The 20,677-nt window shown below is 64.8% G+C and carries 23 protein-coding genes; 16 read left to right on the forward strand and 7 right to left on the reverse strand.

Going from position 1 to position 20,677, the window contains the following annotated elements; all coding sequences use genetic code 11:
- Positions 1-12: 12 nt before the first annotated feature.
- Positions 13-1,401 carry a hemolysin family protein gene (locus tag ACYJ11_RS06105; RefSeq protein ID WP_461647092.1) on the reverse strand — a complete coding sequence of 463 codons (1,389 nt, stop codon included), beginning with the start codon at positions 1,399-1,401 and terminating at the stop codon, positions 13-15.
- Between the two features lie 98 nt (positions 1,402-1,499).
- Between ACYJ11_RS06105 and ACYJ11_RS06110 the strand changes: the two genes are divergently transcribed.
- From ACYJ11_RS06110 to ACYJ11_RS06120, 3 genes are read left to right on the forward strand one after another with little or no spacing between them, the layout of a single operon-like run.
- Positions 1,500-1,778 (forward strand): glutathione S-transferase N-terminal domain-containing protein, encoded by a 279-nt coding sequence (locus ACYJ11_RS06110; RefSeq protein WP_129755778.1) that lies wholly within the window; start codon positions 1,500-1,502, stop codon positions 1,776-1,778.
- Positions 1,778-2,287 (forward strand): redoxin domain-containing protein, encoded by a 510-nt coding sequence (locus tag ACYJ11_RS06115; RefSeq protein WP_461647093.1) that lies wholly within the window; start codon positions 1,778-1,780, stop codon positions 2,285-2,287. The genes ACYJ11_RS06110 and ACYJ11_RS06115 overlap by 1 nt, the downstream gene beginning before the upstream one ends.
- A 2-nt stretch (positions 2,288-2,289) precedes the next feature.
- Positions 2,290-2,874, forward strand: a complete 585-nt coding sequence (locus tag ACYJ11_RS06120; RefSeq protein ID WP_461647094.1) for an L-threonylcarbamoyladenylate synthase — start codon at positions 2,290-2,292, stop codon at positions 2,872-2,874.
- Between the two features lie 30 nt (positions 2,875-2,904).
- Here ACYJ11_RS06120 and ACYJ11_RS06125 read toward each other — a convergent pair whose 3' ends face one another.
- Together ACYJ11_RS06125 and ACYJ11_RS06130 are read right to left on the reverse strand one after the other, a co-directional pair.
- A complete protein-coding gene (locus tag ACYJ11_RS06125; RefSeq protein WP_461647095.1) occupies positions 2,905-3,567 on the reverse strand; it encodes a CRISPR-associated protein Cas4 in 663 nt (220 codons plus the stop codon).
- Between the two features lie 118 nt (positions 3,568-3,685).
- Positions 3,686-4,306, reverse strand: coding sequence for a conditioned medium-induced protein 4 (locus ACYJ11_RS06130; protein WP_461647096.1), 621 nt, complete (start codon positions 4,304-4,306; stop codon positions 3,686-3,688).
- A gap of 143 nt (positions 4,307-4,449) precedes the next feature.
- Between ACYJ11_RS06130 and ACYJ11_RS06135 the strand changes: the two genes are divergently transcribed.
- Complete coding sequence (locus ACYJ11_RS06135) at positions 4,450-6,537, forward strand: (Fe-S)-binding protein (RefSeq protein WP_461647097.1); 2,088 nt, start codon at positions 4,450-4,452, stop codon at positions 6,535-6,537.
- Positions 6,538-6,583: 46 nt separating this feature from the next.
- Entirely contained in the window at positions 6,584-6,784 is a 201-nt protein-coding gene (locus ACYJ11_RS06140) for a hypothetical protein (RefSeq protein ID WP_461647098.1), read from the forward strand.
- Positions 6,785-6,894: 110 nt separating this feature from the next.
- Here ACYJ11_RS06140 and ACYJ11_RS06145 read toward each other — a convergent pair whose 3' ends face one another.
- Positions 6,895-7,644 carry a potassium channel family protein gene (locus ACYJ11_RS06145; RefSeq protein WP_170096660.1) on the reverse strand — a complete coding sequence of 250 codons (750 nt, stop codon included), beginning with the start codon at positions 7,642-7,644 and terminating at the stop codon, positions 6,895-6,897.
- A 72-nt stretch (positions 7,645-7,716) separates the two neighbouring features.
- Positions 7,717-7,854, reverse strand: a complete 138-nt coding sequence (locus ACYJ11_RS06150) for a hypothetical protein (RefSeq protein WP_461647099.1) — start codon at positions 7,852-7,854, stop codon at positions 7,717-7,719.
- A gap of 179 nt (positions 7,855-8,033) precedes the next feature.
- Between ACYJ11_RS06150 and ACYJ11_RS06155 the strand changes: the two genes are divergently transcribed.
- From ACYJ11_RS06155 to ACYJ11_RS06180, 6 genes are all read left to right on the forward strand, one after another.
- Positions 8,034-8,762: a competence/damage-inducible protein A gene (locus tag ACYJ11_RS06155; RefSeq protein WP_170096658.1), complete on the forward strand. Its 729-nt coding sequence runs from the start codon at positions 8,034-8,036 to the stop codon at positions 8,760-8,762.
- A gap of 46 nt (positions 8,763-8,808) precedes the next feature.
- The gene (gene hemB / locus ACYJ11_RS06160; RefSeq protein ID WP_461647100.1) at positions 8,809-9,789 is read left to right on the forward strand and encodes a porphobilinogen synthase; all 981 of its coding nucleotides are present in this window, start codon (positions 8,809-8,811) and stop codon (positions 9,787-9,789) included.
- Between the two features lie 102 nt (positions 9,790-9,891).
- On the forward strand, positions 9,892-10,587 hold the full coding sequence (locus ACYJ11_RS06165) for a DUF4129 domain-containing protein (RefSeq protein ID WP_461647101.1): 696 nt from the start codon (positions 9,892-9,894) through the stop codon (positions 10,585-10,587).
- Positions 10,584-11,111 carry a DUF7269 family protein gene (locus ACYJ11_RS06170; RefSeq protein WP_461647102.1) on the forward strand — a complete coding sequence of 176 codons (528 nt, stop codon included), beginning with the start codon at positions 10,584-10,586 and terminating at the stop codon, positions 11,109-11,111. Before ACYJ11_RS06165 ends, ACYJ11_RS06170 begins: the two co-directional genes overlap by 4 nt.
- Complete coding sequence (locus ACYJ11_RS06175) at positions 11,108-12,364, forward strand: DUF58 domain-containing protein (RefSeq protein ID WP_461647103.1); 1,257 nt, start codon at positions 11,108-11,110, stop codon at positions 12,362-12,364. Before ACYJ11_RS06170 ends, ACYJ11_RS06175 begins: the two co-directional genes overlap by 4 nt.
- Complete coding sequence (locus ACYJ11_RS06180) at positions 12,361-12,843, forward strand: DUF7519 family protein (RefSeq protein WP_461647104.1); 483 nt, start codon at positions 12,361-12,363, stop codon at positions 12,841-12,843. Before ACYJ11_RS06175 ends, ACYJ11_RS06180 begins: the two co-directional genes overlap by 4 nt.
- A gap of 71 nt (positions 12,844-12,914) precedes the next feature.
- On the opposite strand, the gene ACYJ11_RS06185 is transcribed toward ACYJ11_RS06180, so the two are convergent.
- On the reverse strand, positions 12,915-14,264 hold the full coding sequence (locus tag ACYJ11_RS06185) for an ATP-binding protein (RefSeq protein WP_461647105.1): 1,350 nt from the start codon (positions 14,262-14,264) through the stop codon (positions 12,915-12,917).
- A complete protein-coding gene (locus ACYJ11_RS06190; RefSeq protein ID WP_461647106.1) occupies positions 14,264-15,874 on the reverse strand; it encodes a methyl-accepting chemotaxis protein in 1,611 nt (536 codons plus the stop codon). Before ACYJ11_RS06190 ends, ACYJ11_RS06185 begins: the two co-directional genes overlap by 1 nt.
- A 465-nt stretch (positions 15,875-16,339) precedes the next feature.
- Here ACYJ11_RS06190 and ACYJ11_RS06195 point away from each other — a divergent pair, with 465 nt between their 5' ends.
- The 5 genes from ACYJ11_RS06195 to ACYJ11_RS06215 all read left to right on the forward strand — a co-directional run bounded on the left by ACYJ11_RS06195 (position 16,340) and on the right by ACYJ11_RS06215 (position 20,655).
- A complete protein-coding gene (locus tag ACYJ11_RS06195; protein ID WP_461647107.1) occupies positions 16,340-17,668 on the forward strand; it encodes an ammonium transporter in 1,329 nt (442 codons plus the stop codon).
- Entirely contained in the window at positions 17,661-18,023 is a 363-nt protein-coding gene (locus ACYJ11_RS06200) for a P-II family nitrogen regulator (protein ID WP_005536890.1), read from the forward strand. Before ACYJ11_RS06195 ends, ACYJ11_RS06200 begins: the two co-directional genes overlap by 8 nt.
- 9 nt (positions 18,024-18,032) lie before the next feature.
- Positions 18,033-18,491, forward strand: a complete 459-nt coding sequence (lrp, locus tag ACYJ11_RS06205) for an HTH-type transcriptional regulator Lrp (protein WP_461647108.1) — start codon at positions 18,033-18,035, stop codon at positions 18,489-18,491.
- A 120-nt stretch (positions 18,492-18,611) separates the two neighbouring features.
- Positions 18,612-19,970 carry a substrate-binding protein gene (locus ACYJ11_RS06210; RefSeq protein ID WP_461647109.1) on the forward strand — a complete coding sequence of 453 codons (1,359 nt, stop codon included), beginning with the start codon at positions 18,612-18,614 and terminating at the stop codon, positions 19,968-19,970.
- Between the two features lie 40 nt (positions 19,971-20,010).
- Positions 20,011-20,655 (forward strand): chemotaxis protein CheC, encoded by a 645-nt coding sequence (locus tag ACYJ11_RS06215; RefSeq protein ID WP_005536887.1) that lies wholly within the window; start codon positions 20,011-20,013, stop codon positions 20,653-20,655.
- Positions 20,656-20,677: the final 22 nt, after the last annotated feature.

Raw genomic sequence — 20,677 nt, forward strand, 5'->3', positions numbered from 1 at the left:
TCCCGCGAGTACTCAGTCCGAGGCTTCTTCCGCATCGACCGGTTCCGTTTCGCCGGTTTCGAGGCGGACGACGCGAGCTTTCATGATACGGGTGTTCTCGACCTGTTCGACGCGGATCTCGACGCCGTCGTAGGTGATGGTCTCACCTTCCTCAACCAGCCGGCCGGCGCGGTTGAAGATGAAGCCGGCGATGGTCTCGAACTCCTCGCCTTCGGGCAGGTCCAGATCCAGCGCCTCGTTGACCTCCTCGATGTTGACCTCGCCTTTGACCGTGACCGTGTCGTCGTCGACGTACTCGATCGGCTCTTCCTCCTCGCCTTCGAGTATCTCGCCGACGATCTCCTCGGTCAGGTCCTCCATCGTCACCAGCCCCTCGGTGGTCCCGAACTCGTCGATGACGATGACCATGTGCAGGCGTTCGGCCCGCATCTCGGTCAGCAAGTCGTCAACGTTCTTCGACTCGGGGACGTGCAGGGTCGGCTCAATGAGGTCCTCAAGCTCCATATCGCGGGCCAGCGCCTCGCCGTAGTTGAGGTCCCGAACGAGGTCGCGGATGTGGATGACGCCGATGACGTTGTCCAGACTTCCCTCGTAGACCGGAATACGGGCGTGACCGCTCTGGATACACGTCTCAAGGGCTTCCTCGACGGATGATTCCTTGGCGACGGCGGTCATGTCCAGCCGCGGCGTCATCACTTCCTTGGCGATGGTGTCGTTGAACCGGAGCGTGCGCTGGAGCATCTCGCGTTCGTCCTCGTCGAGGACACCCTCGCGCTCACCTGTCTCGATAATGTCCTGTATCTCCTCGCGGGTGACATATGAGGTCTCGATGGCGGAACGGCCGCCGGTGATCTTGTTGACGACGCGAGTGAGGTAATCAAACAGCAGAATAAGCGGGAGCAACACCCTCTCGGCAGCCTTGAGCGGCTTGGAGATGCGCAGCGCCCACGACTCGGTGTTCTCCACCGCGTAGCTCTTTGGCGCGCTCTCGCCGAACAGCAGCACGATGGCAGTGACCCCGAACGTCGCGATAGCGACAGCCAGCCCCTGGCTCTCAACGTACATCGCAAGGAGTCCAGTAGCGATGGACGACATCGCGATGTTGACGAGGTTGTTGCCGACGAGAATCGTCACAAGCAGGCGGTGGGGGTCTGATTTGAGTTGTTTGAGCGTCTTCGCGCCCGGGACGGCGTCCTCGACGAGCGCCTCCGTCCGGTGTGCAGGCAGCGAGAACATCGCAATTTCGGAGGACGAGAAGAACGCTGAGAGGACAACCAGTGCGACGAGCGTGACAATACCAGCGACGAGCACCGCGTCTTTTGGTATTGGGACGCCGACGATTTCGACGCCCTGCAGCATCGCTGTAGACCGCTCAAGCGGCGCAGGTGGATCCAGGGCCATCAACGGTCGAAATTGTAATGGGCGAGGATTAAGGCTTGTCATGGAGGGGTTGCCAGCGAAGCCCTTACCCGGCTTTCACGCGTATCGCCGCATAGAGTATGAGCGAGTCCGACATCACGCTGTATCGGCTGCAGGCGTGTCCGTTCTGTGAGCGCGTCGTCCGGAAGCTGCACGAATACGGTCTCGACTACCAGTCGCGGTTCGTCGAGCCCATGCACGCCGACCGCGATGTAGTCAAGCGACTGTCCGGCAAGCGGACCGTCCCGGCCATCGTCGACGAGAACACCGGCGTCACGATGTCCGAGAGCGCGAACATCGTCGCGTATCTGGAACGGACCTACGGCGAGGGCGAGGAGACCGCGGGGGGTGTGGCCTGATGGACCTCGACTTCGATATCGTCGATCTCGACCCGGTCGAGCACCCCGAAGAAGGCGACACTGCGCCGGATTTCACCCGCCCGCTCGTCAACGACGAGTTCTGGGAGGACGAATCGCTCGCGTCGCTGTGTGCCGACAGCGACCGTGTCGTCCTCGTGTTCCACGCGATGGACGGCGCGTTCCCGGCGACGTACATCTGGAACGAGATCCGCAACCGCGCGTGGCACGAGCAGGCCACTGTCGTGGGCGTTTCAATCTCGACGCCGTACGAACACAAGCAGTTGCTCGAAGAGCGGGAAATCGAGGGGGACTACCGGCTGTTCTCGGACCCCGCTAACGGCGTCGCACAGCAGTACGACATCGACATGGACCTCGACGGGATGACCGGAATCGAGGAGCCGCGGCCGTCGGTGTTCGTCCTCGATAGCGACCGGACCATCGAGTACGCGTGGGTGGCCCAGGAGTGGCCCGACTTCCCGGACTACGACGAAGTCGAAGCCCAGCTCTGACGATGACGACAGTCGACGACGCCGCGACAGCAGTCCGCGACGGAGAGCTTGTCGTCTATCCCACGGAGACGGTGTACGGCCTCGGCGCGGACGCGCTCGACGCTGCTGCCGTCGAACGGGTGTTCGAGGCGAAGGGCCGCGAGCGCGATAAACCGGTGTCGATGGCCGTTCCCGACGTCGAGTCCGCCCGCGAATACACGCGCCTGAGCGACCGTGAACTGGCGTTCATGCGGGCGTTCCTCCCCGGACCGGTCACCGTTGTCGTGGAGCGCCGCGACGCGGTTCCGGACGTGCTGGTCGCTGGCCGGGACCGCGTCGGAGTCCGCATCCCCGACCACGACCTCGCGCTCGAACTGCTCGCCGAAACCGGGCCGCTCACCGCAACGAGCGCTAACATCTCCGGGAATCCGAGCGCGCGCTCCGTCGACGACCTCGACGCGATACGTGAACGTGCTGCTGTCGTGCTCGACGCCGGCGAGACCGACGGCGGGACCGGGTCGACGGTCGTGAACGTCGACAGCGGGACGGTTCATCGCCGCGGCGCACGCGCTGACGCCGTCGAGTCGTGGCTCGACGACCGGGACTGATACCCGGCACTGTCCGGGTGGCTGTCCGCCTTAGCGTAGCATTGACCGTAGCGACCGCGTTTTCACCCCGCAGTCGTCGCTGAACTCACAGGGCTTGCACTTGGCGTCGTTTCGCACCCGCCCCGGCGGCCCGTCGATGCTGTCGGCGGTTCTGATTGCCCGGCGGTAGACGCCGGCTCGCCGGGTGTTCACGTCGATGCGCCGGATGACGCCGTACGCCGGATACTCGGCGTAGGCGATGTCGATGTCACGCTCGCGCTCCCAAGAGAGCGCCTTCGCGGCGGCGACCAGCCGCACAGTTTGGGGCTCCCAGACGCCCCCCTCTGGCGGCCGACCGGCGAACACGAGCGACGGCGTGGGACCGTCCTGTCCGGCGACGATCTTGTGTGCGATCCCGCGGGCGTCCTTCCCTTCGAGATACGCGTCGGTCGCCGTCGGGGCGACCAGCGCGTCCCAGTCAGCCAGCCGCTCTCGAAGCCCTCTGAGGCGGTCGCGATACTCGTCCGGTTCCACTTCGATGGGGGCTGCCAGCAGGGCGGCATCATCGGTCAGCAGGCGCTCGTACTCACGGGCGAGCCGGCGAACCGACTCGATTTCGTCGGGAATCTCGCTCGCCCCGTCACGGCGGCGGTAGTAGAGCTTCCGCGGGCAGTAGGCAGCCGTTTCCAGTTCCCTGAACGTGTGGGTCGGCATGGCTCTGCGTGGTCGTGTTCCACTACAAGAAGGTTCGGCGCGCCGATAGCCGTTGAAACAACTGCGCAGTTGGCTACCCCTGCCACGACTGGAGACGACTACAAAAGGTATCCGAGGGTCACATCGACACGTCAGCGCCGGAGTCAAGCGAATCGATGTCCTCGGTGGCCTCGTCGAGGCCGTCGTCGCGGAGGCTGGCGGCGTGCTGTGTCGACAGCCCGGCGTCGGTCAGTACGTCCTCGAACTCGCTCTGGAACCGGTGGGAGACACGGCGGGCGGCGTCCTGTGCGGCGACGACGCGCCGGTAGTGGGCGGCCCAGTACTCGTCGATATCGAACTCGGCCGCGAGTTCGGCGACCGACGGGTCGTCGGCAGCGACGCGACGGCGGAACTCGGGCAGGTCAAACGGTGCCTCTGTGTCCGCCTCGCGGAGGAGATGCAAGTCCAGTCGCGCCTCAACCACGTCGGACCCGTCTACGCCGATTTCGGCTGCGATAGTTCCGTCGTCGCCGCCTTCGTAGAACAGTCGGACCACTGTTACCAGGGATTCGTCGTCGAGGTCAGTCCGGAACTCGTATCGCTCGCGCATCCGCGCGATGACATCACCGAGTCGGTCCGCGACACCGGTCTCGTCAGTATCGGCCAGGGACCCTCTCGACGCCTCCTGAGACTCCGTCACAGCCTCCTCGTCGGAAACGTCCATGAAGATGTCACGGAGTTCTTCGGTCTTCTCGTCCATCGAACATAAAACTACTTCTCGGGAGGCATATATCTGTCGGATGGGTAACGTAACGTGAGGAAACTTTCAACAGTTGCCAAATTCTCGCAAGACCGCGACGGGGCGTGGCAAGATTTAAGCGGACACGCAGCACGTGTTAGCGTATGTCATCTATACTCCAGACGACCACGCGCCCGACGTTCTGGCGTATCGGCGACGTGGGGAAAGTGCTGTTCTACTATCTGGCAGCGCTCGCCGTCATCGTCTTTCTGTACGGTGTGTACAACCGTGTCACCCGCTATGCCCAGGGCAGCGAGGACCCTTTCGAGCGCCTGGACGAACTGCCCCAGCGGACGGTTGCAGCGGCACGGTTAGCGCTGTCAAATCGGAAGCAGTTGGACCGCGACACCGTCGCTGGCGTGATGCACGCGTTTGTCGTCTGGGGCTTTCTGACGCTGCTCATCGGAACGACGATTCTAGGTATCGACATCGACCTCTATCGACCGTTGACCGGTGAATCCTTCTTCGTCGGCCAGTTCTACCTCTCCTATTCGTTTGTCATGGACGCGATGGGGCTGCTGTTCGTCGTCGGCGTCGGTGTCGCGCTGTGGCGACGCTACGGCCGCAAACTCGACCGCCTCCACGACCGCCACACCTCCCGCGAGGACGACCTGTTTCTGGGCGCGCTGTTCGTGCTGGGCGTCGGCGGCTACCTCACCGAAGGCATTCGGATTCTCGGCACCTCGACGGTCCGGGATGTCTCCTTCGAGACGGTGAGCTTCGTCGGCTGGTCGGTCAAGGAAGTACTCGTCACGGCCGGGATGACACCGGAGATGGCGGCGGGCGCGTACCCCTTCGTCTGGTGGAGCCACTCGCTCGTCGCGCTGTGGTTCGTCGCCTGGATCCCCTACGCGAAGCCGTTCCACATGCTCTCGTCGTTTGCCAACCTTATCGCCCGTGACGAGAAGGCCGGGGTGCGACTACCCGGCGTGCCAAGCGACGCGAGTCCCGACGAGATCGGCCCCAGCGAGATCGACGACTTCTCGTGGAAACAGTTGCTCGACCACGACGCCTGCACTAAGTGTGGCCGGTGTTCGTCCGTCTGTCCGGCGAAGGCATCCGGGCGACCGCTGGACCCGCGGAACGTCATTCTGGACCTGAAACGCTACCGCGAAGAGCGCGACGCCGGCGGCGAAGACGTGCCGATCATCGCCGACGGCGGCACCTCGGTCATCGATGCCCACACGATGGAGTCCTGCATGTCCTGTATGGCCTGTATGGACGCCTGTCCGGTCGACATCGAACACGTCACGCAGTTCACCGAGATGAACCGCCGGCTCACCGAGGCCGGCGAGATGGACGAACACGTTCAGGACGCGATGATGAACGTGTTCCAGCACGGCAACACCTTCGGCGACCCCGAGCGCGCCCGGCCGGACTGGACCGACGACCTCGATTTCGAAGTTCCGGACGCTCGTGACGAATCGGTGGAATACCTCTGGTACGTCGGCGACTACCCCAGCTACGACGAGCGCAACCAGAAGATAGCACGCGCGCTGGCGCGCGTCTTCGAGGCCGCCGACGTCGATTACGGCATCCTTTACGAGGCCGAACAGACCGACGGTAACGACGTGCGCCGCGTCGGCGAGGAGGGTCTCTACGAGATGCTCGTCGAGGACAACGCCGAAGCGATTCTGGACTGTGAGTTCGAGTCGATCGTCACGACGGATCCCCACGCCTACAACACGTTCATGAACGAGTACCCCGAGTTCGAGGCCTGCGAGTGGGGCGAAGATGACGTGTTCCACTACACGCAGGTCGTCGCCGACCTCGCCAGTGCCGGTGCGCTCGGCCTCTCCGGGGCCGAACTCGACTACACGGTCACGTACCATGACCCGTGCCACCTCGGGCGGTACAACGGCGAGTTCGAGGCACCGCGGGACCTCATCCGCGCGACCGGTGCTGACCTCCACGAGATGCCGCGCAACAGGGACGACTCATTCTGCTGTGGCGGGGGCGGTGGCGGCCTCTGGATGGACCTCGAAGAGGAGTCGAAACCCAGCGAGGAGCGTCTGCGCGAGGCCCTCGAAGACACCGAGGCGGGTGCGGCCGTTGAGAAGTTCGTCGTCGCCTGCCCGATGTGCATGACGATGTACGAAGACGGGCGCAAGACCGGCGGCTACGAGGACGACATCGAAATCGTCGGTGTGACGGAGTTGCTCGCTGAAGCGGTCGGCGAAGAGAGAGTCTGATCGGTCGGATATAAATTTCCAAGTAGCTGAAACGAAAAGGACGGCTATGGCCCTCCTCCTCATCGGATTACCCGGCGCAACGGAACTCATCGTCATGGTGATGGTACTAGCGATGTACGTCGGACTGCCAGCCGCCGGCATGATACTCATCTACAATTTTCTCGACGGCAAACGCGGCTACGAGAAGCGCATTTCCGAACTCGAACGCCAGGTCGAAACACTCGAATCCGAGCTATCCGATGAGTAACGACTGACCCGGTATCTTCCGTTTGTTGACTTCCTGTCGCAGATATGAACGTCGAACTGATGCCATCGGCGTGACCGAACTGCTGACACAAGCGGCCAACAGAGCCCGGCTCACAGCCGTTCGCAGACCTGTTTCCCGCTCACCACCTCCGGGATTATCACCTCGTCCGCCCCAACGCGGCGGGCCACGGTCTCGTCCTGCTGGTCGCCGGCTCGAACGATGAGCCGGACAGTGGGCGCGAGCTGGCTCGCCAGCACCGCAATCTGGATGTTCGCGTTCGTGTCGTCGATTGCGCCGATGACCGTGTCAGCTCGCTTGACACCCGCATCTGTCAGCGCGTCCTCGCGGCTCGCGTCGGCCTCCAGCGCGAGGTGGCCGTCGTCGAGCGCTCGCTCGTACTGTTCCGACTGCTGTTCGATGACGACCACCCGGGTATCCGTATCGCCGATCTGCTCCGCGACGGTCTGTCCGAACGTCCCGTAGCCACAGACGACGACGTGATCGTTCAGGTCCTCGATTCGTTGAGCGATTTGCATGCGTGTGAGTTCCGTCTGAATCTGGCCACCGAAGGCCGCCGACAGCGCTGTCTCACCAGTCCACAGACCGGCGACGACGAGACCGGTCAGCACTACGATTGCGTAGCCCTTGACCAGCCTCGCGGGCCCATCGTGGCTCTGAAAGTGGAGTTCGATGCTCGTGGGATCGAGCAGCCAGAACAGCGCGTTGACGACGCCAACCCCGCCGAACGTGACGAAACCGACCACGCCGGCGACAACGAGCGCGACGAACGCGAGAACCGGTTTCGAGAGTTGCCGGAGCAACGACCGGTCCGTGCCTGTACTGCTGTCGCTGCGTTCCATTGCTGTAGCTGTCTATCGAAGATCACGACACAGCGCCGCCAAACCCGGCGCTGACGGGGTTCGCCGCCGAACTCAGTCTGTCAGTGTCTCGGCGGGGGATGTGTGTGACTCCTCGATGGACGCGGTGTCGCCGCGGTCCGTGTTCGGCACGCGGTTCCGGTCCGGGTAGACCCGTTTGACACAGTCAGTGCAATTGGTGACAAGTACCATACTTCGTGGTCAGGAGAGCTAGCATATGTATGTTGCCGGAATATGGCTAGACCAAAATTAATGGCATAATATACCATTAATATGTATCCAGACACGGGTCTGGCGATCGCGTCGACTACCCGATTCGTCGCTGCTTGCCAGCCAAACCCTTAACGCCGCCAGACACCCACAGCGAAATAATGGAGGTCGCACTGCTCACTGTCGGTGACGAACTGCTCGCTGGCGACACGGAGAACACGAACGCGTCGTGGCTGGGCCGCCAGCTCACGGCCGCGGGAGCCACCGTCACCCGCGTCCTGACTGTTCCCGACGAGGAGGCGGTCATCGCCGACGCCGTGGCCCGGTATCACGACGCCTTCGACGCGGTCATCGTCACCGGCGGCATCGGCGGAACGCCCGACGACATCACGAAGGCCGCCGTAGCACGAGCGTTCGACCGCGACCTCGTCGTTCCCGACGACGTGCGGGCGCACCTCGAAGCGAAAGCCGAGCAGTTCGCCGAAGACAACCCCGAGATGGTGGACCGGTACGACATGGATCTTGACCTCGATGCGTGGGCGTCGGTCCCCGAGGGTGGGCAGGCACTGCTGACCGACGAGAGCTTCGCCGCCGGCTGTGTCATCGACCGCGTCTACGTCCTGCCGGGTATCCCCGAGGAACTGAAGGCGATGTACGAGACCATCGCCGACGAGTTCGACGGTGACCGGACGACAGAGACGATTCACACGCCTGCACCCGAGGGCGCGCTCGTCACCCACATCACGGCGGCCCGCGAACAGTTCGCAGTTGCTGTCGGGAGCTATCCGCGCAAGGACGACGCACCGGGACGGGTGAAGATTACCGGCGACGACCCGGCGACCGTCGCCGACGCGGCGGCCTGGCTCCGCGAGCGAATCGAGACAGAGTAAGTCGGTAAGCGGTGGGTTCATGCCGGCCACGGACTGAAAAGGCAGTATGAACCTGACACAGCGCCCGCGCCGCCTGCGAACCGACGGTGTTCGACCGCTGGTGCGTGAAACGGAGGTCACAGCGTCGGACCTCATCGCGCCGGTATTCGTCGACGCGACGACCGACGAGCGCGTCCCCATCGAGACGATGCCGGGCCACGAACGGGTCCCCGTTTCGGACGCCGTTGATCGCGTCGAAGAAGTTCTCGAAACCGGCGTCGAAGCGGTGATGCTGTTCGGCGTCCCCGAGTCGAAAGACGAACGCGGGAGCCGTGCCTGGGCTGAGGACGGCGTCGTGCAGGAGGCCACGCGCCGAATTACCGGCGAAACAGACGCCTACGTCATTACAGATGTGTGCCTCTGTGAGTACACCGACCACGGCCACTGTGGCGTTCTCGAAGACGATGCGGCCGAGGACCCGCGGCTGACGGTGCGCAACGACGAGACGCTCGACCTGCTGGGGAAAATCGCCGCGAGCCACGCCGCGGCCGGAGCCGACATGGTCGCGCCGTCGGGGATGATCGACGGCATGGTCGGCGCGATCCGGGAAGCACTGGACGCCCAGGGCGACACCGACGTGCCAATCATGAGCTACGCCGCCAAGTACGAGTCGGCCTTCTACGGCCCGTTCCGGGACGCCGCCGACGGCGCACCGGCCTTCGGTGACCGGCGGCACTACCAGATGGACCCCGCGAACGCACGCGAGGCCCGCCGCGAGGTCGACCTCGACGTCGAGCAGGGCGCGGACGTACTGATGGTCAAGCCCGCGCTGCCGTATCTGGATATCGTCAAGGAGGTCCGGGAATCCTACGACCACCCCGTCGCCGCCTACAACGTCTCCGGCGAGTACGCAATGTTACATGCCGCCGCCGAGAAAGGATGGCTCGACCTCGAAGCAGTCGCTTACGAGTCGCTGCTGTCCATCAAGCGCGCCGGTGCGGACCTGATTCTCACCTACTTCGCCGAGGACCTCGCAGACGAACTCTGAGCGGGGCCGTCCCCCGTGTGTTTCCGTTCGAACCGCGCCCGTGAGACGTTCCAGCGACGGCAGGTCCCTAACCTATTCATGTGCCAGGGGCGGAGTGGCTGTATGCAGCGACAGTCCCTCCTCGTGGCGGTTGTCGCCGCGATTGCGCTGCTGTCGTTCAGCGTCGGCGCCGCGAGCCTCGACGCTGCCACCGGGTCCGATCAGGCGGAAATGACCCGGGACGACAGCGAGATCGACAACCCCGACGGACAGGGCCTCAGCGACCCGCCAGGTAGCATCGATCCGCCCGAGAGCGAGAACGGTGCCCGCGCGTTGCTGCCGAGTGTCCCCGCCCCGGCAGTCGGTGCGCTCGCCGTCGGCCTCGCGGTCGGGCTCGCGGTTCTGTGGCGACTGGCCGGCCAGAGCCGGACGATCGACGAAACAGGCGGCGAGACGCCGGCCGTCGCAACGGCAGAGTCCGCCAGCAGCCCGTCGCATAGCGCTGCCGAGATCGATATCCCGCTCACAAACGACGTGTACCGCGCGTGGGCCGCCCTCGAACACGCAGTAGCCCCGGACCGCAGTTCCTCCACGCCACAGGACATCGAGACAGCAGCAACGGGAGTCGGGGCCGACCCCGACGCCGTCGCCTCGCTACGGTCGGTGTTCGAGCGGGTCCGCTACGGCCGTGACCAGCCGGACGCAGATCTGGAATCACAGGCCCGCGAGGCGCTGGAACGGGCAACCGACGACGCGGACGACATCGAAGCGAATCCCGACGACCTCGGAGACGAGTCCGGAACGGAGGCTGAGACGTGACACTGCGGCGGGTTCCGCTGGCGCTCGGTCTCGTCGCGACAGCCGTCGGCGTCGGCCTCGCCGCTCTCGGTGCGCCGCTGTTGCCCGCCGGCGCTGTCTCGGACCTCCCAATCCTCGCCGCCGCCGTTTTCGCTGGCGGTGTCGCGCTGCTGGCGCTCCTCGTCCGCTCCCTCGACAGCGACCGCGGGATGGCGCTCCCGGACACTGACAGCCAGTACGTCACGGTCCCCGGCGACGATATTGACGAAGCGCTTGATGCTGGGGCCGGACAAGAAGCCATCCGGCAGCGCGTCGAGGGAGTCGCAGTCACCGTCCTCCAGCGTGACGGGCTCTCTCCCGAAGAGGCGAAGTCGGCGCTCCGGTCCGGCGCGTGGACAGACAGGGAGCCGGCCCGAGAGCTGTTCGACGGCACACCGATCTCCCTCCGGGCGCGGCTGTCCGGGTGGCTCTCGGGCGTCCGCCCGTTCCAGCAGCGTGTCGCCCACGCGACGGCCGAACTCCGGCAGCGCGACGAGGAGCGATGAGCGAGGTCCATCGCACCGGCCGCTGGTTCGGACTGGCCGGGGCCGCGCTGGTCGCCGTCGGCGTCGGGCTCGTGGGGCAGGTCCCCGCGCTCGTGTTGCTGGGCGGGCTCGGAGTCACGCTGAGCGCGTACGATCGGGTCGCCGTCCCACCGGCGGCGGACGTGTCGATACAGCGGTCGATCACACCGACCGAGCCAGCGCTCGGTGAGCGAGTGACTGTCGCGCTCACGGTCCGCAACGACGGGTCGCGGACGATTCCGGACCTCCGGCTCGCCGACGGCGTGCCGGATTCCGTCCGCGTCGTGGAGGGGTCGGCGTCACTGGGGACGGCGTTGCGCCCCGGCGCGTCGACGACGATCACCTACGAGATTACCGGCGGAACGGACCGCTGCGTGTTCGACCCGGCGACGGTCGTCGTCAGGGACGTGGTCGGCGTCGTCGCCCGACGCACGTCCGTCACGGCCGAGCCCGACACCGTCACCTGGGAGCAACCGGCCAGTTCGGCGCTGTTGCCGCTGGTCCCAGCGGTGGCTCGCCGGCCCGGGACGGTGCCCGTCGACGAGAGTGGCGAGGGAGTTTCCTTCTACGCGGTCAGGGAGCACCGCTCGAACGACCCGCTCTCGCGCGTCGACTGGAACCAGTACGCCCGCACCGGCGACCTGCGAACCGTCGAGTTCCGCCGCGAACAGTCGGCGACGGTCGTGGTCGTCGTCGACGCCAGATCGGCCGCCGCACTCGCGCCGCGTCCGGACGCCGAAACGGCCATCGAGCGGTCGACAATGGCCGCCGTCGCGCTCGTCGAGGGGCTCCCGGAGGACGGCCACGAGGTCGGCGTCGCGGCGTATTCGCCACACGGCGCGTGGCTCGCACCGGGCACGAGCGCTGCCCACCAGCAACAGGCCCGCGATCTGCTCAGGACCGACCGCGCGTTCGCCGCGACATCAGTCACCCGAACACCGGATACGACGAAGCTCATCGCGCAGTTGCCGACGGCGGCGAACGTCGTCTTCCTCGGCCCGCTGTGTGACGACGACAGCGAGGCGCTGGTCCGCCGACTCGCCGCCACCGGCCATCCGGTGACGGTCCTGAGCCCCGACCCGACTGCGACGGATACGGCGGGCCACCGGCTGGCGCGGCTCGAACGCCGCGAACGGCTCCGTCGGCTGCGAGCCGCCGGCATCGCCGTCCACGACTGGCCCGCGGCGGAGCCGCTGGAACGAGTCACCGAACGGGTCCAGCGGGGTGGCCGATGAGTACCCGGACAGGGGTCGTCTGTGGGAGTGCGGCGCTAGCGGCGGGTGTCGTGACGCTGTTCGTCGCCGGTATCAGCGCCGTCTCGACTGCCGCCGCCCTCGTCGGCGTCGTCCTGCTCGCTGGCGGGCAACTGATTCAGTCCGGCCGGCTGGTCGACCTCGCCAGCGCGTCGCTGTTTCTGGCGCTGCTGGTGGCCGCCCTTCAGGGGGCAACCACGACGACGGTACTGGTCGCCGGCGGCGCAACGGTGCTGGCCTGGACGTTTGCCCATGCAGCTATCGACCTCTATGCGGACCTCGGAACAGCACCCGGGACGCCCGTCGAACTCACCCACGTCGCGGGGACGACGGGGCTAGTCGGGGGGAGCGTCGTGGTGACGACGCTGCTCTTCCAGATTGACGTGCCACCGCTGTCGCCGCTGGCGCTGGCAAGCGTCGTGCTGGGCGCGATCGCACTCACCGCGGCGCTCAGGCGATAACGTCCCGAGCTGTGTCGGCCTCGGCCGGCTGTGGCTACTGGGACAGGCTACTTCCGGGACCACCGCAGCGACTACCGCGTCGGCTCGGCCGCTGATTCCGGGGCATCGAGCACCGTAAGCACGTCCTCGGTATCGGCGTCGGACAGTGGGAACCGGAGCGAGACGGTCGTCCACCCGTCGGTTCGGTCGTACTCGATGCCGCCGCCAGCGGTCTCGGCGACCCACCGGGCGAGCCAGATACCGAGGCCGCTCCCGTGCTGGAGGTTCGTGATGTCCGCGTCCTCGAACACGACGGCTCGCTCAGCGGCGGGAATACCGGGGCCGTCGTCGAGAACACGGACGAACGCGTCGCCGTTGGCCTGTTCGGCTGTGATTCGGACGGCCGTACCCGGAAGTGTGTGTTCGACTGCGTTCTCGACGAGATTGTCGATGGCGTCGTAGACGGCCGTCCCGCCGGTGACAGGGAGTGTACTCGGAAGTGCCGCTTCGACCGGCGTGTCGGGACGGTAACTGTCGGCCACAGATCGGGCCAGTGCCGCCGCGTCGACCGACTGGTCAGCGTCCCCGTCGAGCGCGGTTTCGACGCTCCGTGCCTTCTCGCTGACGGCGGCGAGGCGGTCAGCCGCGTCGAGGGCGCGGGACGCGGCCAGCGAGACGGACGAGTCGGCTGCGTGGGCACGGACGTATTCGGACGTTCCGAACACGACAGAAAGCTCGTTCCGAAGGTTGTGCCGCAGGACCCGGTGGAGAACGCGGAGCCGTCGCTTTTGTCGCCGGCTGTCCGTCACATCCGTGTACATTGCGAACCCACAGCGGCGGCCGTCGGCCGTATCGTACGGGACGCCGCGATAGATGAACTCGCGGCAGCCGTCGGCTGTTTTCCGGGAGACGACGGCGTAGTTGACTTCCCCGGCGGCCGTTCGCTCGTCGTAGTTGACCGCCTCTTCAACGCGGTCGCCGGGAACGATGTACTCGTTGAGCGGTTCACCGACGATCTCGTCCCGGTCGTATCCGAACGTCTCGACGAACGCAGGGTTGACCGTTCGCACAATCGGGACGAAATTGACGATTTCGAAGCCGACGACCGCGTCCTGTATGAGGTCGAACAGGTGCTGAAACGGGTCGGCCGTTTCGGCCGTTCGGCAGCGCGAGCCGACCACGGACCCGTCGTCTGCGGTCGTGAGTTCAATCGTAACCGGGCGAGAGCGGTCGCTCTGGCGCAGTGTGACCTGGCAGGTCCGTGTCAGCCGGTCTGAAGCACTGCTGACGGCCTGTCTGGCTTCGGCCAGTGTCTCGCGATCCTCGGCTGCCACCAGCGTGTCGACGGGTGTGCCGACAAGTTCGGCAGGTGTTCGGTCGAGCAGTGCAGCGAACTCCTCCGTCGCAAACGTAATCCGACCGGTGTCGTCGATACCGAACATCAGTTGTCTCTGAGCCGGAGGAACGGTGGGCTCGACAGCCGTGAGACCGACTGTTTCGTCCCCACAGTGCCACGCGGCGAGGCCGTGAGCGTCAGGTACTCGCGGTCGTCAGTCTGTGTCAGCGTGAGTTCCTGATCGGCAGCACCCGAGTAGAACGCCGCAAGCGTGGCCGGGACCGCGTCGTCGTCGATGACGTTGACCACGGTGTCGTGGGGTTCGAAGACGCCGTCGTCGTTCTCGTACCGGGCTTCTCTGGCGGCCTGTTCGCCCATCATCCGTATCTCTCCCTGAATGTTGCCCACGATGACCAGCGGGGCGTCCCGTCTGTTCGCCGTCGTCTCGTTGGCGGTGGCGAGCGAGGTCCGTTCGAGGTCGAACACGTTGTATCTGGCGTCCCAGTGCCCGAACATGTCGAGGATGAACAGGGCGTCGTCGTCGAGCGCGTCTTCGAGCGAGTGGTCGGTCGCCGCGAACGCGGCGGCCAGCGTCGACCGGTCCAGTGACGGCGGCGGCGTCAGCGACACCGCCCGGCCGGCGGCGACAGCCGTCGCGCACAGTTGCGCAACGACCCCGTCGACCTGCGCCCCGTCAGCGTACCGGAAGACAGCCTGACCGCCCATGACGAGGCCACCGCCACAGAGGTTGTCGAGGCCGTCGATGCCGGTCGGGACCGTCGGCGCGTCCGCCAGTCGGTCCTGCCGGTCGGCCTCGGCAGCGGCGAGCACGTCGTCGATCTCGTCCAGCATCGCAGTCTGTTCGGAGCGAGCGGCACGTATCTCAGAGAGGTCGTCTTCGATAGCAGCGGCGCGGTCCGACACCGTCTCACACCGCTGGGCGACCGCTTCGCTTGTCTTCGCCTGCTCGTCAGTCGCCGCCGAGACGGACGCGATGCCGTCGGCCGTTTCCGCGACAGTGTCCGCCACGTCGTCGAGCCGAGCCATCGCCGTGGTGACCTGCTCGGCTCCGGTGTCGATACCGTCAATAGCTTCGTCGAGTTGGGCAACGGTGTCGTTGGTGGCGTCCCGAACCGCAGCCAGCGTCGTTTCGATCTCCTCAGCTTGCTGCTGGGACTCCTCGGCGAGCCCCTTGATTTCGTCTGCAACGACGGCAAACCCGTCCGTATCAGCGGTGTCGCCCGCCCGCGCCGCCTCTATCGAGGCGTTCAGGGCGAGCATATTCGTCTGGTCAGCGATGTGGTCGATGCCGGCCAGCGCATCGGCGATACGGTCGACCTGGTCCTGCAGGGCGGCCACCTCCGTAGCGACTGCCTGGCCCAGTTCGCGGACCTCGTCCATCGACTCGATGGCGTCAGCCGCCGCTTCCCGCCCGTCGTTTGCCGCGTCCGTCGCCCGCTGGCTCTGCTCGCTGACCTCGGTTGCGGTCGCAGCGATCTCCTCGATTGTGGCTGAAAGCGACGACACCTCGTCGGCGATCCACTGTGCGTCGGTTGCCTGTGCCGTTGCACGGTCGTCAATCGCCGCAAGCTGCTCGCCGACGGTCACCGACGCCGCCTGAACGACATCGAGTGCGCCCTGTGCGTTCGCGACCGCCCGTTCCTCTGTCACGGCCGTCGACTGGTCCGGAACGGAGGGATAATGATCCGAAGCCATAATCAGCTATGAACCCTCCGAAGTATAATCGACTTGTACAGTTTATCGGCACATTGTGCCACGTCTCCCCACTGTTTTCCGGACATTTATACTAAATCCGAATCTGTGGTCGCGAGGTATAACCCTGTTGTCGCTGGCAACACCCGCCAGCCGAGAGCGCGCGCAAGCAAAAACGGCCTATTTGGCCCCCTGTGGCCGGAACTGGGGTCGACAAACGTCCAAAATTCCAGTGTGCATATACGGACTTTCTTTACGGAGAACAACCTTATATCCATAATATCATACCCTAATCTGGACGGTCGTCTACCACATCCCCTCTAATTTCCGTATTCATAAAGGCAAACCTTATGTAGTGCTGTTACCAGAGGCTTTCTCGTGAAAGAGTTGAAGAAGTTGAGCCAGAATGGGGGAAAGTTGGACATGCAGACGGCAGTCGATAACAAAACGAAACAGGTGAACTAGAAAATGAGCTACACTGCACTACAAGTAGATCCGACCGTACTCGCAGAGGGGGTTAACCTGCTGTGGGTCCTGGTGGTATCGTTCCTGATCTTCTTCATGCACGCGGGCTTCGCCATGCTTGAGGCGGGCCAGGTGCGCTCGAAGAACGTCGCGAACCAGCTGACCAAGAACCTCCTGACCTGGTCGGTCGGTGTGACGGTGTTCTTCCTGATCGGCTCAGGAATCAGTGCGCTGGTCGGCGGCAGCGGCTTCTCGCCCGCCTTCGGTGCCGGGGCCGCAAACGACTACGTCGGCTGGCTGTTCGGTGCCGTCTTCGCGATGACGGCAGCGACCATCGTCTCCGGTGCGGTCGCCGGACGAGCCAAGCTCCGCGCGTACATCACGTACACGTTCCTGCTGGCGGCGGTCATCTACCCCGTCGTCACTGGCATCACGTGGGCCGGCGCGTACATCAGCTTCGGCGGCGAGGCGTTCCACGACTTCGCCGGCGGGATGATCGTCCACGGGATGGGCGGCATCGCGGGCCTCACGGCGGCGTACGTCCTCGGCCCACGCATGGGTCGGTACAACGAGGACGGCTCCGCGAACGTCATTCCCGGCCACTCCCTGACCTTTGCCGTTCTGGGAACGCTCATCCTCGCGTTCGGCTGGTACGGCTTCAACGTCGGCACGGCGGCGACTGTCTTCGTCGTCGAGGACGGATCGCTTGCCCTCGGCGCGTTCGCGACGGTCGGCCGTGTCGCGATGACGACGACTATCGCGATGGCCTGTGGTGCGATGGGTGCCGGACTGGTCGCCTGGCTGAAGACCGGCAAGGTCGACACCCTGTACGTGGCAAACGGGCTGCTGGCCGGGCTGGTCGGTATCACGGCGATCCCCGACACCACGACGTGGTGGGGCGCAATCATCGTCGGTGCTCTCGCAGGCGGACAGCTGCCGGTCGTGTTCAGCTTCATCGAGAACCGGATGAAAATCGACGACGTCTGTGCCGTCTTCCCGGTCCACGGTAGCGCCGGTGTGCTCGGCACGCTGCTGTTCCCGTTTGTCGCCACGCCCGGCACGGTCGGGTCGGTCGCTAACGCCTTCATCGCACAGCTGATCGGCGTCGTCGCCATCGCGGGCTGGACGATTGTCGCAACCGGGGTCGTCTGGTACGCGCTCAAACTGGCCGGTCAGGCCCGGGTCACGCCCGAGCACGAGCAGGAAGGGCTGGATGTCAGCGAACACGGCGTCGAGACCTACCCCGAGTTCGGTGGCGGCGAAAGCGTTGTCGCCGATGGTGGTAAAGTGAGCCCGAGCATGCGTACTGACGGAGGTTCCCAAGATGACTGAAACCGACGACTCAGAGATCAAGATGGTAGTGGCAATGGTTCGACCGGACAAACTCGGCGACGTAAAGAAGGCGCTGGCTGAGGTTGGCGCACCCTCGCTGACGGTGACGAACGTCTCCGGCCGCGGCTCACAGCCCGCAAAGAAGGGACAGTGGCGCGGCGAGGAGTACGTCGTCGACCTGCACCAGAAGGTCAAAGTCGAGACAGTGGTCGCCGACATCCCCGCAAAGGATGTCGTCGATGCCATCGCCGACGGTGCCCACACCGGCGAGAAAGGTGACGGCAAGATATTCGTCCTCCCCGTGGACAACGCCTATCAGGTCCGAACCGGCAAAGAAGGCCCAGAGGCAGTCTGAGCCGACGAAATGGTCGATGATACCGACAGACAGGTAGTGAACGCACTGCTCCAGGACGGCCGGGCCAGCGCCCGTGACGTCGCCGCCGCGACCGGCATCGCGGCGACCACGGTGTCGCGCCGGATAGACGACCTGGAGGCGACCGGTGTGATCGACGAATACACCGTCGACATCGATTACGGGGCGCTGGGCTACGACGTGACCGCCGTATTCCAGCTCTCTGTCGAGGGCGACGGGCTTGGACGGGTGGTGGACCAGTTACGTGATCGACGCGAGATGATCGCGGTCTACGAAGTGACCGGCGACCACGACATCGTGGCCGTCGGGAAGTTCACCGACACGAAGTCGATGAACGAGCGGATAAAGACGCTGCTGACCGACGGGGATATCCGATCCGCCTCGACGTCAGTCGTACTGAATACGGTGTGCGAACACGAGCAGTTCCCGGTCGACGGAGCTGACACCTGAGGACGGCGTCTGTTTTTCCGACTGGCAATCACAGCAGTGAGTAGCGTCTCGTCTCGGTTTGGAGACCTATCGAGCGATGAAGCAAGGCTTAATTACAGCAGTAATAATATATTTTTCATCATGGATTGGGATGCTCGGGGGTCGACAGTGACGCGACGGGAGCTACTCGCAGCCGTCGGAGCGAGTTCGCTCGCCGGACTCGCCGGCTGTGGCGGGAGCAACCGTGCCGCGACACCGACAAGCAATGCGACAGGGTACGCGAATCAACCGGTCGACGACGACCAAGTGACGCTTGGCCTCACGATCCCGCAATCGGGATCGTTCTCGCCACTTGGTACCGGCCAACAGCGTGGATTCGAACTGGCCATCGACCATCTTAACGAGGGCGGTGGCTGGGTCGACACCGACGCGTGGCAGGCGCTGTCCGGGGACGGCATTCTCGGCCGGACGGTCGAGAGCGTCATAGCTGACACGGAGTCCAGTTCGGAAACGGCCCGGGACGTGGCGGAGACGCTGGTCGAACAGGACGGGGCCGTGATGATCGCCGGTGGCGGGTCGACAAACACAGCCCGGGAGTTGCTCAAGTACTGTCCGACCCGCGGCGTGGTCCATATGCTCGGGTTCGCTCCGGGGACGAACGTCACGGGGATCGACTGCTCTCGATACGGATTTCAGGAGATGCACAACGGTCGGATGGCTGCCAACGCGCTGGTCCCGGTGTTGACCGAGCGGTTCGAAGGACGAACGGAGTTCTACCAGTTGCACGCCAGTTCCGATTTCGGCTTCACGCAGTCCGAGCAGTTCAAGCGCCGGTTCCAGTCGGAGAACTGGAGCGAGATGGGCGCGACGAAGACGCGGGTCGGAACGGAGAACTTCAGGCCGCAGTTGCGGGAGGCCGTGGACGCTGACGTCGACGCCATCGTGTTGTCCTACCGCGGGCGTGACGCAGTCACCGCGCTGAACCAAGCGACGGACATAGTCCCGGAAGAGATGGACATCGTCATGCCGATCGTGAGTCGGCAACTGGCCCGCGATGTCGGCGCTGACATGGCCGGAATCGTCGGTACCATTTCGTGGGATTACAGCATCGATACGCCGCTTTCAACGGCGTTTACCGAAGCGTTCGATGCGGCGTATGCCGCCGACGAGGTCCGGGTCCCGTCGGACCAGGCCCGACTGGCCTACGCGCAGACGCTCCAGTACGCCGCGGCTGTCGAGCGGGCCGGGACGTTCGAACCGCCGGCCGTCATCCGTGAACTCGAAGGCACCACGTACCGGGCTGGACGCGGCGAGGCGACGTTACGGGCATGCGATCACCAGTCTATGGGACCCGTTCCCGTCGTCGAAGGATCCAGTCAGGGCCCCGAGGTACTCGACGTCATCCAGATTTCGACTGACATCGCGTACGGCTGCGAGGAGTATCCGGCAAGCGAGTGTACCGACCTGGGACCGTACGAACCCGAGACGGCCGACAGTTGAACGGCGGTGGCGTTAAGCCGCTTGCGCCGCTCCAGAAGATATGGGCTTGAAAGTCGACGTGCGGAAGCTGGACCTTTTCAACCAGATGGCGAAGGAGGGGTCCGGGACAGTCGCGGAGAACCTCGGTCAGTTGACCGGGCTCGACGCGACAGTTCGGACCTCACAGATCAATTTTCTCGACATCGAGGACGTCAAGACACACATCGGCGACGACAAGGGCGTCGGCATCTACGTCGAACTGAACGAACCGCCCTACGGCTACGTCCTGTTCCTGCTCGAACCAGAGGACAGCAAGCAGATGGCCAGCGCGATGATGGGCGGGATGGGCGAACCGAGCGAGGGTGAAGGGTTCTCCGACATGGAACGGTCGGCGATGCAGGAGATCGGTAACATCATGACCTCCGCGTTTATCGACGGGTGGGCCAACGTGCTGGAGACGACCATCGATATGGGGACCCCGAACTTCGTGTTCGGGCCGGCTGACGGCATCATCGACGAGATGGGCGGCTGGCCGGACTCGGATCTGGTGTTCGTCGTCGACTCGCGTATCACTGTCGACGACGGCGACCTCGGGATGACCGTGTACACGTTCCCCGAACTGGAGGACCTCGTTGCGCTTATTCAGGATATCGACCTCGACACCGACGTAGCGGTAGACACCGAAGCCAGCGACATTCTTGACTGACAGCCATACGCTGTCTCTGCTA

This window comes from Haloarcula sp. H-GB5 (genome assembly GCF_054850705.1).